Raw genomic sequence first — 16271 nt, 5'->3', positions numbered from 1 at the left:
TATAGTGGTTCTGAGTTGAGTAGGTATAGAACACCACCTCCAACCCCTTCTAAGAGCAAGCTCCTGGCTTGCTCTGATGTACTTCATTTGATTAGGAAAAGCTATATCTAAAAGGGAAAATTTCAGTCCACTTGAGTGGAATGCAAGCTATCAGCCCAGAACTTAAGTTCTGGCGGGATATCGGATGAGCGCGACAGTTTGACTGTTACAAAAATATGGGTAATGACAAGCCCTTTTAAGGTGCGTACAAATTTATCTCTTTACTCTGTTTAGATGGTTGCTCTATTTACACCGTGGCGTACCAGTCCTAGAATTGTAAGTAAGTGGGCGCAAATAATCATTACTGGCTCGTAGTTGCCCTTTAGCGCTAAAGCGCAACTACGAGCCAAATACAGAGATTTTACTTTTCGTTACATAGTTTAGTTTTATCTTGCCTACCTACTTATAGTTAGGTGGAAGAATCAACCTACTACTCATAACATAATTATTTATAAGTGCTATAAATTTGGTAATTGGTAGTGACTTTGCCACAATTACCAATTACCAATTAACTACTTTTAACCATCATGTAATGCTATTTAGATTTGGCCTCCAAGTTTTCTAAACGGCTTCTCAATTCCTGATTTTGTTGTTTGAGTTGGTCGAAATCTTCACGCAATTGACGCAGGGTTTTTTCTGAACCAATATTCTTTTGCACTTTAGAAATTTCTTCTTCAGCATAGCGACGTACACGCCCATCGGGTGTTTGTTCAACTAGCGATCGCAAAATCCCCACTGCTTTAGGTGTTTCCATTTGTCCTAATGCTGCTGCTACCGCCACTTGCGTTAAAAAGAAGGTTTCTTTGGCGAGTTCTGTTAATTTTTCTAAAATCCGTTCCAAATTAACCGGACTTTGACCTACAGAAATCTTTCCTAAAGCGCGAATTGTGGCTAAACGTAGGGGTTGTGGTACACCAAGTTTGGTATATTCAATTAGCAGATTTAAAGCTGCTTCCGAAGTTTTGAATTCAGCTAAACCAGCAACTGCACCACTCCGCACGACTTCATTCCAACCCGCCTTTTCTTCTAAAACCGATTTCAGCAGCTTTATTACCTTGTCTTCCTTGGGTTTTTCTTCTAAGTTTGCAGATGCGATCGCCCCGATCGCACGACAAGCTGCTGCTTCCACGTAATAGCTAGGATCGCCCTTTTGCGCTAACCCTCTGACAACTTTATAGCTTTCAGCAGTTTTGATTTGAGCAAGTACTTCTACTACAGATCGTCGCACGTAAGCATTTTTATCTTTTAACCCAAGAACTAACCCATCAAAGGTTTGATCTAAATTAATTTCCGCTAGTTGTTTCGCCGCTTCCACACGCACACCCCACAATGGGTCATTTTTTAGCGCCGCAGATAGTGCAATGGTAGATTCTAACCCGCCTTTTTTCGCTAAAGCTGCTGCTGCATAAATACGCGAAATCGGGTCGGGATCAAATTCTAACTGTGCTTTTAACTCTGATATTGGATACTCCAAACTTACTGTTTTCAGATAATTATTTCCAACATCAAAGCTGATAAATTGGGGCTTATTTTCTAGGGGAAAGTAGAAGCTTTGTTCGCGTTCATTGACCCGGACAGTAAAAGTTGTGAGTTGTGAGTTATGAGTTTGGAGTTTGGAATTCTTCTTAACTCCTAACTCCTCACTCCTAACTCCTAACTCCTCACTCCTAACTCCTAACTCCTCATTCCTTGCTTCTTCCTGTTGGTTATAGCCAAAACCAATAGGTATTTTTAAATCAAACAAATCTTTACTGGCATTTTTATCTTCAGCCGCTTGGGTTTGAATTACCGTAATTTTTGCTAATTTAGCGTCTCCATCCCAAGAGTAAGCTACTTTAAAATCGGGATGACCACCACGAAAAACGTATTGGTCAAAGAGGAATAAAAGATTACGTCCAGTAGCCTTTTCAATCGCCCTGAGTAAGTCTACTGTTTCTACGGTTTTGTGGGCATTATCTTGAACAAATGTTTGGATTGCTTGCCAAAATAACTCATCTCCTAATTGAGTCCGAATCATGTGATAAACACAAGATCCTTTTTCGTAAATGTGGCGATCGTAAAGCTCAATAGCTTCCCGGTAAACATGTGTTACCATCGGGCGACGATAACGGCTGCTATCTTCACTTAAGTAACGACGAGCTTCTAATAAACGATAGTAAGCTGCTTCTTGGAGACTATATTCCTGTTCTGTCCACATCACCTCAGAATAAGAAGCCATCCCTTCTTTGATCCAAGCATGAGACCAATGCTTGATTATCACCAAATCACCAAACCACTGGTGCGCGAGTTCGTGGACGACTAAACTTTCGGTATTGCGGTTATCTAAAGCGGCCCGTTCATCCAGCAAACATCTATCTGTTAACAGTGTTGTGGAGGTGTTTTCCATCCCGCCAAAAATGAAGTCATCGACGCAAACCTGGGCGTATTTCGGAAAAGGGTATGGATAGCCATACTTTTGGCTCAAAAATTCGATCATTCGAGGAGTTTTGCCCATGCTGCGTTTAGCATCTTCCTCCCGTCCCTTTTCTACGTAGTAGGTAACTGGTTTACCGTTCCACTCATCCTGAATTTCGGCAAAGTCACCTACTGCTAAAGTCATCAAGTAGTTAGGATGAACTTGTTGCTGTGACCAATGGTAGATTTTGTAATCACCATCTTCTGTGGTGTTAATCAACTCGCCGTTAGAAATCGCTACCAGAGGGTTTGGGACACGAACGCGAATTTCTGAAGTAGAGAGTTGTCCTGGGTAGTCAAAGCAGGGGAACCAAAAGCGAGAGTCTTCGTCTTCCCCTTGAGTCCAGACTTGAGTAGGCTTGTTTGGGTAGTGCTTGTCTGGTTGAATAAAGTAAAGACCGCGCTGTGGTTTTGCCACTGAATAGGCGATCGCAATCAGCAAGCGTTTACCAATTTGGGTCACCTCAGCAAGTTGGATAGAAAGCTGTTCCCCATCGTAGTCAAAATTTTGTGCCACCTCGTCCACCTGCACAGACTCGATATTCAGGTTGACAGCATCCAAAGTCAAACGGTCAATGCCATTACGGATTGGTAAGAGACGAATGCTACAATTGCCCTGATAGGAAAGCTTTGGGATATCCAAGCTGAGATCGAGAAAAATATGCTCTACCTGTCCGGGGCGATCGGGGTTGTAGTGTGGTCTTGCTCCCGGTAACTCAAAAGGTTTGTGTACGTTATTATCTGTATCAAAATAAGACTTCGACATTGATCCTTACTGACCTTGTAATCCTGAAAAGTCTGGCTTGGCTGGATGTTGTTAAGCAAAATAGCGGTGTCTAAATATATTTCCCAAATCAACAGGGCATTATGGAGGTGAGAATTCCCTTTTGGGATTGGGGAATTAAAATTAATCTCACCCGAATTTCCGAAGATCGGCTGGCGATCGTTGGACTTTTTTCCATATCCCTCCCGCATTTACTTCTACTGATGTTTTGCACTTTTTTGTCATCGAGTCAAGAGTCTCTTGCACCTCAATAAATTTTTATTAAGTACAAACACTCCTAATTATTCTTATATAGGACTCCGATTTGATTGTTGAAAACATCCTGAGACTGAAAAGCCCCTTTTATCAGGGTTTGATTTGAAATTTTGTTCACAAATCAGACAGGAGTCCTATAACTTAGGATAGCTTGCCTCTGTTGAGGAGGCTATTTTGTTTGAAATGAACAGCATATCATTTGCCGATTCGCTCCCCATCTGGTGGAAATGGAAGTATTTTTTAGAGTAATTATTTTAGACTGCTAGCTTATAGGACTACTAATTTTATCAGTAAATACCGATCAATGAGCGGAAATTATTCATAAAACCGAAAATTCTACAATGACACTTGTATAAATCTCGGTGACAATCTGAGCAAAAGAGGATAATAAAATGCCTGAAAGTAAATCTAAGTTTTTGATTCCTGCTGTTGGTGCTGCTGTAGTTATTGCAGGAAGTATAGCAGCTTATACGTATTTTAAAGCCCCCTCAGCAGGTAGCTCAGACGCTCTAGGCAGCGCTAAACTAGTACCTTCAACTGCTTTGATAGCAACTTATATTACTACTGACTCTCAAGCCTGGGCAAAGCTACAGCAGTTTGGCACTCCAGAAGCACAAAAATTAGTGGCTAAAGGTCTGGAAAATTTCAATAAGCAAATGTTCAGTGACAGTAACGTTTCTTATGAAAAAGACATAAAGCCTTGGGCTGGTGGTGTCATGATTGCTGTATTACCACCTAATCCTGTTAAACCGGCACAGTTTACAGCACCTGATCAAGCACCTAATGCGCTAATCAATGTACAGCAGAAATCAAATATCTTGATCGTAGTGGGAATCAAGGACAAACTCAGCGCCTTGAATTTTGCTAACAAATTAAAGTCACAAAAAGGAGTAAAATTTCAGGAATCTGACTATAAAGGTCAAAAAATTATAGAAACTACAGAAAATGGCAAGCCGACATATAGCGTAGTTTTAAATAATAGTCACTTAGTATTAGCACCCGAAAAGCAAGCTGTAGAAAAAACAATTGACACCTTTAAAGGAGAGTCTTCTTTTGCCAGTAAAGAAGGTGCAAGCAGCATTTTCAACAAAGGAGTGGATGTCAAAAACAGCCTCGCCCAAATTTATGTACCAGACTATGCAGGTATGATACAGCAATTAGCAGCCGGAAGTCAGCAGGCAAAGCAGTTACCTCCACAAGCTCTGGCGCAACTCAAGCAGATAAAATCTGTAGTGGCGGGTATTGGTGTTGATGATGCGGGAGTGCGGGTAAAAGCGATCGCCAATTTAGATCCGCAACTAAATAAATTTCAGTATCAATCAAGTCCGGGAAAGATAGTCGGGCAATTTCCCACTGGTACTTTTGCTCTAATTAGCGGAAATGGCATCAGCCGCGGCTGGGAAACACTAGTAGAAGAGTCAAAAAATTATCCAGAAATGAAGCAAGGGATTGAACAGGTGCGAGGACAACTGAAATTTGTGAATATTGATCTAGATAAAGATATTTTTAGCTGGATGAATGGGGAATTTGCCGTTGGTGCGATTCCATCAAATCAAGGGATGCTAGCAAGTGTTGGTTTTGGAGGTGCCTTAGTATTTGATACTAGCGATCGCAAAACTGCCGAAGCCACCTTGACGAAATTGGATACCCTTGCCAAAAACTACCAAATCGACATCGCCAACAGAAACATCGGTGGGAAAGACGTAACTGAATGGCAAATCCCCAGACAGGGGGCTTTATTGGCACATGGTTGGCTAGATCAAGATACTGTATTTATAGCTCTTGGTGGCCCAGTTGCAGAAGCGATCGGCGATCGTAATAATTCATCTCTCGACAATAGCGATACCTTCAAAGCCGTTACTAGTTCTTTGCAAAAGCCCAACGGCGGCTATTTCTACCTAGATATGGATAAAACTCAAACTGTGCCGTTGATCAAGAGTTTAATCTCATCTGACGCCAATACTATCACTATCTTGGGTTCCATTCGTGGTCTTGGTTTTACCGCTACTAGCCCTGATAAATCTACCAGTCAATTGGAGATGTTGTTAGCCCTCAAGCAAAATACTGCAAAATAAGTCATTGGGCATCGGGCATTGGTTATTAATTCTTGTCCCTCACTCCCTCACTCCCTCACTCCCTCGTCTCCCCCCACTCCCCACTCCCACTTACAATTCAATTTGCTTCTAGACTCGCGTCCAACAACTATGTCATAAGTATAAAAGGCTGTTAAATGCAAACTGATTTATGACTGCTGCTGTAAATACGACTCCTGGCTTCGCTTCCCGCTTGGTAAATGGCGTACTGGCAATCAAACCTTTAGCTAACCTAGCCAAGCACCAAGCTAGACAAATGATGATTAAACGTGCCGAAAGAATTGGCGTGCCTTGGACGCAAGAAGTCAAAACTCTACAGGCGCGTGATTGGAAGGCTGATTTAGCTCAAGTAGAAAATCCTCAGCTTTCCTACCCCGATTACTACGTCACCTCATTGCATGCCTACAAAACTGGAAATCTCAGTTGGCAAGCCGCTTTTGAGGTAGAACCTGCTGCTTACGCTGTCCACGCTAAGATTTTCCAGGGCGCTGAAGAAGCGCAAGGCGATCCCATGCTGCGCCAAAGCTACCACAATATCCTGAAAAGTCAAATTCCTAATGAGCCGCAAGACATCTTAGATATAGGATGTAGTGTTGGCTTGAGCAGTTTTGCCCTACAAGCAGTTTATCCCCATGCCAAAATTACAGGCTTGGACTTATCTCCCTACTTCTTAGCCGTTGCCAATTACCGCGCTGGGCAACGTCAAGCTAAAATAAACTGGCTTCATGCCCAAGCGGAATCTACCGGGCTACCTGATGCTTCATTTGATTTAGTTTCCATTTTTCTGATGTGCCACGAATTACCCCAGTCAGCAACCAGACAGATTTTAACTGAAATGCGGCGCTTGCTGCGTCCGGGTGGCTACTTGGCAATCATGGATATGAATCCAAAATCTGAAGTTTACCAGAAAATGCCAGCCTACATTTTGACTTTGCTCAAAAGTACTGAACCGTATTTAGATGAATATTTTGCTTTGGACATTGAGCAATCTATTGTTGAGGCGGGTTTCCAAACTCCCACAATCACTAACAATACCCACCGTCACCGTACAGCGATCGCTCAGGTGAGTGGTTGATTTTTCTCTACTGCTTTGGGCAGCAATACCACCTTTGCTGCTGCTAGGGTACTATTACTGTCGAGTGCCATTTGCCCCACCTCTGTTAAAGTTGCTGATGTTCTTTATCATCGGGGCAATATCTGGTATCTTAGCCCTTAGCCTCGAATGGGTTTTTGAAACTGTAGCTAACAGGGTTGTAGACTCGAATCAGATTAAGCTATGTCTGCCGACAAGTCGCTGCGCGTCTACCCTTACTGGAATAGCGTTGCGGCAGCTTGTGGAAGTAGGGCCCATTGAAGAAGGCTGTAAGTTTGTAGCGGTTGTTGTCCCAAGCTACTATTTGCAACGCAAGTATCGATTATTTGCATCTACTGTTTTCCTATTTACCATAGCCGTTGCCCTTGGATTCACTGCCGAAGAGAATTGGATTTACCTTTTCCACGATACAGCATCAATTCTAGACCGTATTATCGGTATGCCAGTCCACGCCATGTTCTCTGCACCTTGGGGATATGCTTTAGGAATTTATATTTCCTCCAACATTCGGTTAAATCAAGACAAAAAGTTCATTTTTAGGGCTTGGCTAAATTCTGTAATCTGTCATGCCCTAGTTAATGTATTATCTAGTGCTTGGCGTTACTCACTACCTTTAGGTTTCCTGAGTTATGGTTTATTCCCGTTTCTCTTGTGGATGTTTTGGCGACTAGAACAATTACTGCGAAAAGTCCAAGGCAAACCCGCCATTAGCCTGATTTCAGGCCATACACCCCAACACCGTTACTGGCAGAGGAGTTTAGTGCTGTTTGCCCTTGTGCTGGGTGGAAATGCTCTTTTCTGGCTGTTTCTCTTAGCCAGGATTCTTAGTCCCTTGAGTCCGTCGAAGCTTTTTGAGAGTGAGATTTTGTGGTTTATAATTAGTCGCTTTTTCCTAAATCTCTTTTTCGGAGTTTTAGCTTGGGGGATTTATCGCTATTTGCGACATTCCGCTCGTCGTCGGTATTTTTAAAATATGATGAAAGAAAAATGCTAGGGGGTTTCTATGCAAACAACTCCAGTGCGTTGGACGACTGCTGACTTAGAATTATTTGCTAGCGATCGCCGCAATCGCTATGAGATTATTGATGGAGAACTATTTGTGACTAAAGCACCTAACTGGAATCATCAAACAAGCTGCGTCAATATTGCTACAGTTCTTAAGATTTGGTCAGATGAAACTGGTTTAGGTAAAGCTGCGATCGCACCTGGAATTATTTTCTCAGATTCTGACAATGTGATCCCTGATGTGGTATGGGCAAGTCATGAACGCTTAAAAAACTTGCTAGATGAAGCTGGACACCTCACGGGCGCACCAGAGTTAGTAGTAGAGGTTTTATCACCCGGCGAAAAAAACGAGAAACGCGACAAAGAAACAAAGCTAAAACTGTACTCGGTGCAAGGGGTTCAAGAATATTGGATTTGCGATTTTATACAGAAGAAAGTTGAAGTTTATCGTCGTGAACAGGCTGCATTAAAATTAGCAGCTACTTTATTTAATCAAGATGAGTTAACAAGTCCTTTGCTACCTGGTTTCAACTGCTTAGTTAGTAAACTTTTTTAGCTGGCTATTGGACATTGGGCATGGGGATGATATAATTCCCTATGCCTAAATTTTAAATTACCTAAACGCTTGCCAATACTGGCTGATTATCGGTTGCGCTGACTGAATTTGATTCAGATTCAGTACAGTAGATTTCGCAGGAGTTATTGGGACTTTCAATCAATTTTACTTTGTAAAGTTTAGCTCCCAATTCCTGAATAGGCGATCGCAGTAAATTACTAATGTAAAGTGCGATATTCTCAGCAGTAGGAACAACTTGGGCAAAGTAGGGAATGTCTTTGTTTAAAAAGGTGTGATCGAATGGCTCAACCACATAATCTTCTATTACTTGGTTTAATGCCCCTAAATCAACAATCATCCCAGTCCGTGGGTCAATTTCCCCTTTCACAGTAACTTCTAAATGATAGTTGTGTCCGTGACCGTGAGGACGAGCGCACTTACCATAAACAAGCGTGTTTTCTTCGTTACTGAGGTTAGGGTGAGCTAGCCGATGGGCGGCGCTAAAGTGAGTACTGATGGTGAGGTAGGCTGACATTGCGTTTCCCATATAATCTGCCCAAAGTTCAGGATGTTCAAATAACTGCACACGGACTAAAGGCAAGTGTGGTGCTAGTCGTTGCCAGATAATCCGTGCAATATTCTCAGTAGTCGGCAGAGTTTGTTGAAATTCTGCCCACGCATCGTTGAGATAAGAGAAGTCCAATTGACTGGTAACTTCCCCTTTAATTACGTGTTTTACATTAGATAAGTTCAGCACCATGCCATATTCATCTAATTCTCCGGCTAGGGAGATGAATAACACATAGTTATGTCCGTGTCCCGGAAATCTAGAGCAAGCACCAAATTTCTCAATATTCTCAGCTTCACTCAGTTCTGGCAACCAATAACGATGACTTGCCGAAAATTGGGCGCGGCGGTTAACAATACATTGCATGAGTACACTATGAGCAGAATTTAAAATTTCTTAATCTTTCTCTGCTTCCAGCATAAACTAATTTCTTAGTCCTTTGTCATTTGTCCTTTGACCTTTGACACATGCCCATGCCCCATGACTATGTAACAGAGGCTTGTGCCTCACAGTGTAATCCCGTAGCTATGCGGAATAGTTCTTGACCTGTGTGTAAATAACGCTCATCGTAATTCAAAGGAAAATAACCTAATTCATCAAGTCCATCTGCTACTTGATCGAGGCTGTAGTAAAGATGAGCCGCCGTTCTTGCTAGACTAGGGGGATTTGGCAAAGAGCGAAAAGTAATTTGTGCTTGCTTGAGGTCATCTCGACAGGCTTTTAAATATTCTTGAAATTCATCTAATAACTCATCATCAAAAGGATCAGCAGCTAATTGCTCCATTTGTTCTTCTAAGGAATAAAGAATGGTACAAAGCAAGCGATTAACTGGTTGGTATACTTGGCGTAGCCATTCCTCAACTTGCTCGTCAACATCGCGTCCAGTTTTTCGTCTTGTTTGGTAATGCTTTTGTACTGATGCTGTACGCTGTTGGCGATCGCTATTTAATTTTTGAGAATCATCTTGCAGTTGTTGGTCATAATTGCGGCGATTTTGGTTGTCGCCTAAGACTTCATAAGCTGCATTGATGCGGATTATCTCCTCTTGATCTGCTGTTTCCTGATTAGTATCAGGATGAAATAACTTAACCAAGCGGCGATAAGCTTGCTTAATCTCCGCAAGGCTTGCACTTGGACTAACTTTGAGAGTTTCGTAATGGTTAGAAACGTGCTTATTGACCATTAATTCAATGTATCGTTAGCTGATGCTAGCGGCTAACCTTGTTTCCAGGTCTTGGAACAACGGTGTACTCAAATACCTCTCACCAAAACTGGGCTGAATCATCACAATTAAACGACCCTTATTTTCTTGACGTTGGGCGACGCGAATTGCTGCACATAAAGCTGCTCCACTGGAAATACCAGATAGTAGCCCTTCTTCTTTTGCCAAACGCCGACTATAAGCGATCGCTTCTTCATCGGTGACGGTAATTACTTCATCAATCAATTTTATCTTAAGAACTTGGGGAATAAACCCAGCCCCAATTCCTTGGATTTTGTGTGAACCTGGCCGTCCCCCAGATAAAACTGGGCTATTGGCTGGTTCAACTGCGATCGCCTTAAAACTAGGCTTGCGTGCTTTAATCACTTCTGCTACACCAGCGATCGTACCACCTGTTCCCACCCCTGCCACGATCATATCTACTTGTCCATCGGTATCTTCCCAGATTTCAATAGCTGTAGTTTCCCGATGCACTTTTGCATTAGCTGGATTGCGGAACTGCTGCAACATATAAGTATTTGGCATAGTATTAACCATTTGTTGCGCCCGCCCAATTGCCCCACTCATGCCTTCCATCCCTGGCGTTAGTTCTAGCTCTGCTCCATAAGCTTGCAACATTGCCCGTCGCTCCGCACTCATTGTATCTGGCATTGTCAAAATTAATCGATAACCCTTAGCTGCTGCTGCCATTGCTAGGGCAATTCCTGTGTTTCCAGAAGTAGGTTCTACTAATATTGTCTTAAGAGGAGTAATCAGCCCCTCTTCTTCGGCGGCGTTAATCATACTCACCCCAATCCGATCTTTGACTGATGCCGATGGGTTCATACTTTCCAGTTTCACCACAATTTTTGCAACACATCCTTCTGTTTGGGGAATGCAGTTCAACTGCACTAGGGGTGTACGACCAACGAGTTCTGTAATGTTACGAGCAATTCGCATAATTTAGCCCTTAGTTGTTAGTCAAAAGTCATTTGTCAAAAGTCATTTGTCAATAGCCATTGGTAAGTCCAGTCCTGTTCGGCTTTGTCGTTCCTGTTAAATTTTTATATTCAATCCCTTCTCCCAAGGGGAGACGCTGCTTCACCAAAACTCAAAATTCCTCTTGAAAAGTTCTGTTCGCCGGAAAGCAACGCTTAGGAACGTAGATTAAATAAAATGCAAAACTTCATCCTCTATCTAGCTTTCCTCTCTTTTATAAGGAGAGGGATTGAGGGTGAGGTAAGCCAGGGACATAATTTGTATCTTATTTAATTCTTATTCCTTAAACTTTCCCCAAAACCTAAAACTGGCAGAGTTAGAAGTTTTTAATTGTTAAGCTGTTACGCAGCTAAATTGAATAAACAGCATTACCTTTATTTTTAATTTTACGCTCCAATTTAATAATAAGACCTCCTTCATTCAGCAATTTTTTTAACAACTCTTCTAACTGTGATACTGACTCAAATAATCTATGCGCTATATATTCTTTTGCGGAATGCCAAACCAGTTCAATTAAATTATAATCTGGACTATATGGTGGTAAAAACTCTAAAATAATATTTGGCATTTCTGCCTCAATACGAGCTAAAATATCTTTTCTTTTATGGAAGCTCGCATTATCCAGAATAATGATGATTTTAGCAGAATCTTTATTAAATGCTTCAATTTTATTTCCTTGTTTTATCCATTCTTGTATGAGAAAATCATTCAAAGATTTCAACTGTTCATAAAAGACATCTGCATTACCCTTTTTAATAACAAAGTTCATTCTTTTCTTATCATAAAAACGCAATCCTCCCATAATATTTACTCTTCCTCTTCTTCTTTGCCCTGTTACTTTCTTTCTGTTACCTTTCTTTCCCCATGTTTTTCTTCTTATCACTCTTAAACTAAATCCACTTTCATCCTAAAACCATACCTGTAAACGCTCTGGGGCTATGAGAGTTATTTTTAAATATTCTGCTAATTTTTCTTTAAATAACTTCCGTTTCTCTATATCTTGTTTGTCTTCTAGGCTGTACTTTGCCCAAAGGTAAACGTACTTTTTTTTTGCTAAAATTCTCCCTACCTGAGAACCACTTAACTTAATTCCTGTTGCTGATTCTAGATATGTTGCACATCTTGCTGCTGTCCATCTCCCAAATTCATATCCATATTCTGTCGGCTCTTTTTCAATTATTTCTAACAACAAGGTTTCATATTCTTTGGTAACTTTACGAAAATTACCTTGTCTTCTTCCATCTAAAAAACTTTCTAGATTATCAGGATCTCCATGCACCGCCCAATACGCTACTGTTGAGTATGCAATATCTAAGAAATTACTAATTTCTTGATAAGTTTTTCCATCATTCATCAACAGTAAAATTAGAATCTTCTCTCTTATATATGGATCTTCATGTTCTTTTAGCGTTTTTAATAGCCGTTCTTTCTGCTCTTGAGAAAGATTGTTTTCTGCTGGCATAGGTGGCTGATAATAGCTTAGGTTATTAACTTCATATTATACAATTAAGCTGCGTAACAGCTTAACTCAGAACTTTTAACACTCTTAACTTTTATAGTATACTCCGGTTAACTACTGGGGTTTATTACCAACAACAAAAAGCCCCGCCTAATGGCGGGGAGCAATAAAGTTAAATTATTACCAGATTGCCAATATTCTAGAAGGTGAAAGTTGTTCTCAGGGTACCGATAATCGCATCGTCAGTACCACTGTTCTGACCAGGAGAAGTTAACCAAATTACACCAGGGGTAATTGAGACGTTATCTGATACGCGATACTTATAGAAGCCTTCAAAGTGATAAGGTACATCATTATTACCACCAAAACCTGGACGGTTAAACGAATAAGGTTCTGCACCAGCAAAAAGACCCAAGACGTTACCCTTTTTACCAAAATCAGGTAATGCTACCCCTAAACCGTAGCTCCAAGCCTTATAATCATCACCCAAACCGGCGCCCATCACATCGTGGTAAGAGACAAAGCCACTAATAGACAGTTTGTCGCTAGGTCTAAACGCAGCTTCCACACCGTAGGAATTACTTGAAGATGAGCTTAGAGTATTTGTTGCACGATTACCTAAAAAGTTAGCTTGTCCAGTACCTACTGCAAGAAGCTCTGGGTTTGATGTCGATCCCGAGTTGAATAAAGAACCGCCGCCTGCATTATATCCGTGGACATAGGTAGCAGCTAAAGCTACGCGATCGCCAACACTAAAGTTCAACTGTCCTAAAGCAGCATAGTTGCCGTTGGCCAGACCTGAACTAAGACCAGTAATACCAGTACCAGGATCGTTAGCTTGCGATGCCAAGTAACCAGCAGTTATTGAGCTATTTCCTAGTATGCCGCCACCTTTACCAAGAGGTAGATTGAGGCCTATACCTGCACCACCACCAATCCGATAGATGGGACTTTCAGAAGCAAAGGTAGATAAAGCACCGTTACCACCGTCAGTTTGATCAAAAAAGTAAGGATTATTGACAGAGGCATAATGGCTGTGCCGTCCACCACTAGCTGCTAGATAAACTTGGGCTGGGCCTATGGGAACTTCATAAGTCAAACGATCTATTTTGACACTGTTGTTACCATCGCCAGCACCAACTTGAAATGTTTGTGTGCCTTCAGAAGTACCGACAGGATTACCAGCGTTATCTCTTAGTGAAAAGGCTTGTGCATTACCTGCTGCCAGACGTGTGTGTAAAACGTCTCTACCAGTAAAGCTGGTTTGCAAGTCTAAACGTACCCGATCTTGGAAGACGGTATTGTTATTGCTGCCGCTCTTACCCCCAAACACATCACTAACGGCAAAAACAGCTTCACCAACTAGTTTTGTGGTAGTGGAGAACTGATTAGCTTCTAATTCAGCAGTTCGCGCTTCTAAAGAATCTACGCGACCACGTAGGGTTGCCAATTCTGCGGAAAATTCTTCTTGTAACCTTTGTAAGGTGGCTAAATCTTGTTTGGTCACCAAGTCAGCTGTTGCTGTGGCAATCAATTCGTTAACCCGATCCAAACAGGCATTCAAACCTGCGGCAAATTCATAACGCGTTAAAGCACGGTTACCGCGATAAGTAGCATTTGGGTAACCTGCAATACAACCATAGCGCTCAACCAAGGACTGCAATGCTTGGAATGCCCAGTCGGTGGGTTGTACGTCGGAAAATTGAGAAACCGATGTTACTTGAGACTGAGAGTTATTTTGGTTGCCTTCGTTGCTGTAGCGATTAACTTGGTCTATGGTTGTTTGAGCCAGTATTTCTGGCTGTTGAACAACTTCAGTTACACCTGGTTGTGCGACTGGTGATACTTTAGTGGTTTTGTTTGGGGCTGCAATTGCGGTTGCCGAAACTAACAATGTTGCTCCCAAAACTGCTGGGCTAACCACTAACGATTTCCACAATATACTAGACATCTCTTTCCTCCTCACACCTTGTTTAGATAATTGTATTCGTTGCACCTAAAATTTCAAAAATGCGACATCTCATTGAAACCACTGGATGAGGCATAGTTGCCACTACTACAATTTTAGTTTTTGCAAAGCTAATAAACGATTAACTTAGGGTTAAAAACTTATGTGATTAACTTATGCAAAAACATATCTTTATATCATAACATTATAAAACATCGGATCTAGATGGCAAGATTGGAGCGATCGCCTTAATAACTGTCACATATAATTATCTAAATATCTAAGCAGGGACTAGAATCTAGGGCATTCGCTCGCTACTTCGGCCAGATTGCTCTAAGCTTACACACTTAGCATGTCAGTAAAAATTCCTTCTTACACTTAGCCCTGCTAAAATTCGCACACTGATTAAAACATATTGACTCAGCTATACAAATGTAGATAAAGCTTTCATGCAGGGTAGTTTACCTGCTATTGCGATCGCAAACACCACCTTAGGAATCAAGAGTTTTGAAACCAATGCACTCCAAAGTAAAACCCGTAGCCCTAATCTTAAAGCTTGCTACACCCTGTGTTTGATTGTCGCGGTGACTTCCACTTACCTAGTGCAAGATGTCAGAAGAAATCACTTAGTTAATTTGGGAAATCGTACGCGCTAAATCAAAGTCAGCCTGGGTCAGTCCGCCTGCATCATGTGTGGTGAGTATAATCTTCACTTTGTTGTAGGAAACCTCTATATCTGGATGATGTCCTGCCGACTCAGCAGGCTCCACTAGCTTATTGACAAACTCAATTGCTTGGATAAAATTCTTGAATCTGCGGGTAATCTGCAAGTTGGAGCCTTCAACAGTCCAACCTGACAGAACCTTTGCACTTTCTTGAATTTCCGCTTCAGTGAGTAGTTCTGCCATATCAAAAAATTCCTAGTTGTATTATTTAGACCACATTATGTATTTTTTTAAATAAAATTCCTTTTATTCTCCACAGACATAAGTATGGCAGGATCAACTAGGGAATAATGCCTGTGTGCATATTTAAATTAGACTTATTAAATAGACCTTATTACTCAAATCTAGTCAGATCACAAGGTTTGATGCAAAATATTTTTATTTTTAATAAAATTTAAACATGTTGGCTTTGCCGGCGCAGCGATCGCCATCTAAGTTTTTAAAACTGACCGTTCATAGATCAAAAATTACCCATAAAAAACTATCCGCTCTGACTTATATCAGATGATATAACTCAGAGCGGTCTAGCGGGTCTTCAGGTTGCAACCAGACTGCCGGAAGGAACTCCGAGCTTGCCTAGCTAGTTGAGCTAACTTAGTATCTCAAAGATAACTAAGGCTAACTTTTAGAGAACAGCCCCGGCACACAGCCGGCTAACTGCAACCTGATGACCCATGCATTTACTACTTTCTATCATGGGCATCACCTCCTTGTTGCCTAAGTGGTCTTAGTCTCAAAAGGGCAGAGCATTTGCTCCGAGCTTATAACCTTCATCTAAGATAACACATAAATTTAGAGATATTAACGATCTATAAAAAATAAAAAAATCTCCCACCTTTTGGTGGGAGATGACTGGAGAATGGGAAATATTGACACTTTATTGGCTTATGCCAAAGAGATTATTTAATCTGGTTAGTGTCTATTTTCGGTAACCACAACCTTGACTTAAGTCATGGTCAGCTTTCAATATTAGAGAGCGTTACCGCGAGGTAGAACTTCCTCAGGGAATACAAATTGTTCGTGGGGTTGATCTTGAGGAGCCATCCAAGCGCGGATACCCTCATTCAGCAAAATGTTTTTGGTATAGAAGGT

General features: G+C 41.4%; 11 protein-coding genes and 2 pseudogenes. 5 read left to right on the top strand and 8 right to left on the bottom strand.

Annotation, left to right across the window (positions count from 1 at the left end; all coding sequences use genetic code 11):
* Positions 1 to 574: 574 nt before the first annotated feature.
* Positions 575 to 3259 (bottom strand): M1 family metallopeptidase, encoded by a 2685-nt coding sequence (locus V7K73_RS26355; protein ID WP_334884508.1) that lies wholly within the window; start codon positions 3257 to 3259, stop codon positions 575 to 577.
* A 665-nt stretch (positions 3260 to 3924) separates the two neighbouring features.
* Here V7K73_RS26355 and V7K73_RS26350 point away from each other — a divergent pair.
* The 4 genes from V7K73_RS26350 to V7K73_RS26335 all read left to right on the top strand — a co-directional run bounded on the left by V7K73_RS26350 (position 3925) and on the right by V7K73_RS26335 (position 8279).
* A complete protein-coding gene (locus V7K73_RS26350) occupies positions 3925 to 5607 on the top strand; it encodes a DUF3352 domain-containing protein (protein ID WP_334884506.1) in 1683 nt (560 codons plus the stop codon).
* Positions 5608 to 5776: 169 nt separating this feature from the next.
* Complete coding sequence (locus V7K73_RS26345; RefSeq protein WP_334884504.1) at positions 5777 to 6700, top strand: class I SAM-dependent methyltransferase; 924 nt, start codon at positions 5777 to 5779, stop codon at positions 6698 to 6700.
* Entirely contained in the window at positions 6693 to 7688 is a 996-nt protein-coding gene (locus V7K73_RS26340) for a PrsW family intramembrane metalloprotease (RefSeq protein WP_334884502.1), read from the top strand. Before V7K73_RS26345 ends, V7K73_RS26340 begins: the two co-directional genes overlap by 8 nt.
* Before the next feature lie 33 nt (positions 7689 to 7721).
* Positions 7722 to 8279, top strand: coding sequence for a Uma2 family endonuclease (locus V7K73_RS26335; protein WP_334884500.1), 558 nt, complete (start codon positions 7722 to 7724; stop codon positions 8277 to 8279).
* Positions 8280 to 8340: 61 nt separating this feature from the next.
* Here V7K73_RS26335 and V7K73_RS26330 read toward each other — a convergent pair whose 3' ends face one another.
* The 5 genes and pseudogenes from V7K73_RS26330 to V7K73_RS26310 all read right to left on the bottom strand — a co-directional run bounded on the left by V7K73_RS26330 (position 8341) and on the right by V7K73_RS26310 (position 14457).
* Positions 8341 to 9213, bottom strand: coding sequence for a 6-carboxytetrahydropterin synthase (locus V7K73_RS26330; RefSeq protein WP_334884498.1), 873 nt, complete (start codon positions 9211 to 9213; stop codon positions 8341 to 8343).
* A gap of 118 nt (positions 9214 to 9331) precedes the next feature.
* Positions 9332 to 10030 (bottom strand): J domain-containing protein, encoded by a 699-nt coding sequence (locus tag V7K73_RS26325; protein ID WP_334884496.1) that lies wholly within the window; start codon positions 10028 to 10030, stop codon positions 9332 to 9334.
* 15 nt (positions 10031 to 10045) lie between these two features.
* Positions 10046 to 11008 carry a cysteine synthase A gene (gene cysK / locus V7K73_RS26320; RefSeq protein WP_334884495.1) on the bottom strand — a complete coding sequence of 321 codons (963 nt, stop codon included), beginning with the start codon at positions 11006 to 11008 and terminating at the stop codon, positions 10046 to 10048.
* Positions 11009 to 11396: 388 nt separating this feature from the next.
* A pseudogene (locus tag V7K73_RS26315) lies at positions 11397 to 12509 on the bottom strand (IS630 family transposase).
* A gap of 196 nt (positions 12510 to 12705) precedes the next feature.
* Positions 12706 to 14457, bottom strand: coding sequence for an iron uptake porin (locus V7K73_RS26310; RefSeq protein ID WP_334884493.1), 1752 nt, complete (start codon positions 14455 to 14457; stop codon positions 12706 to 12708).
* A gap of 446 nt (positions 14458 to 14903) precedes the next feature.
* On the opposite strand from V7K73_RS26310, the gene V7K73_RS26305 reads away from it, so the two are divergent.
* Positions 14904 to 15110, top strand: coding sequence for a hypothetical protein (locus tag V7K73_RS26305; RefSeq protein ID WP_334884491.1), 207 nt, complete (start codon positions 14904 to 14906; stop codon positions 15108 to 15110).
* Here V7K73_RS26305 and V7K73_RS26300 read toward each other — a convergent pair.
* Both V7K73_RS26300 and V7K73_RS26295 read right to left on the bottom strand, forming a co-directional pair.
* Positions 15081 to 15362, bottom strand: a complete 282-nt coding sequence (locus tag V7K73_RS26300; protein ID WP_334884489.1) for a 4a-hydroxytetrahydrobiopterin dehydratase — start codon at positions 15360 to 15362, stop codon at positions 15081 to 15083. The genes V7K73_RS26305 and V7K73_RS26300 overlap by 30 nt on opposite strands.
* A gap of 786 nt (positions 15363 to 16148) precedes the next feature.
* Positions 16149 to 16271 (bottom strand): annotated as a pseudogene (locus V7K73_RS26295) (photosystem II D2 protein (photosystem q(a) protein)); the annotation flags it as partial.

The sequence above is a fragment of the Nostoc sp. genome (assembly GCF_036916975.1).
Taxonomy (GTDB): domain Bacteria; phylum Cyanobacteriota; class Cyanobacteriia; order Cyanobacteriales; family Nostocaceae; genus Nostoc.
This window is presented reverse-complemented; position numbering and strand designations above follow the sequence as displayed.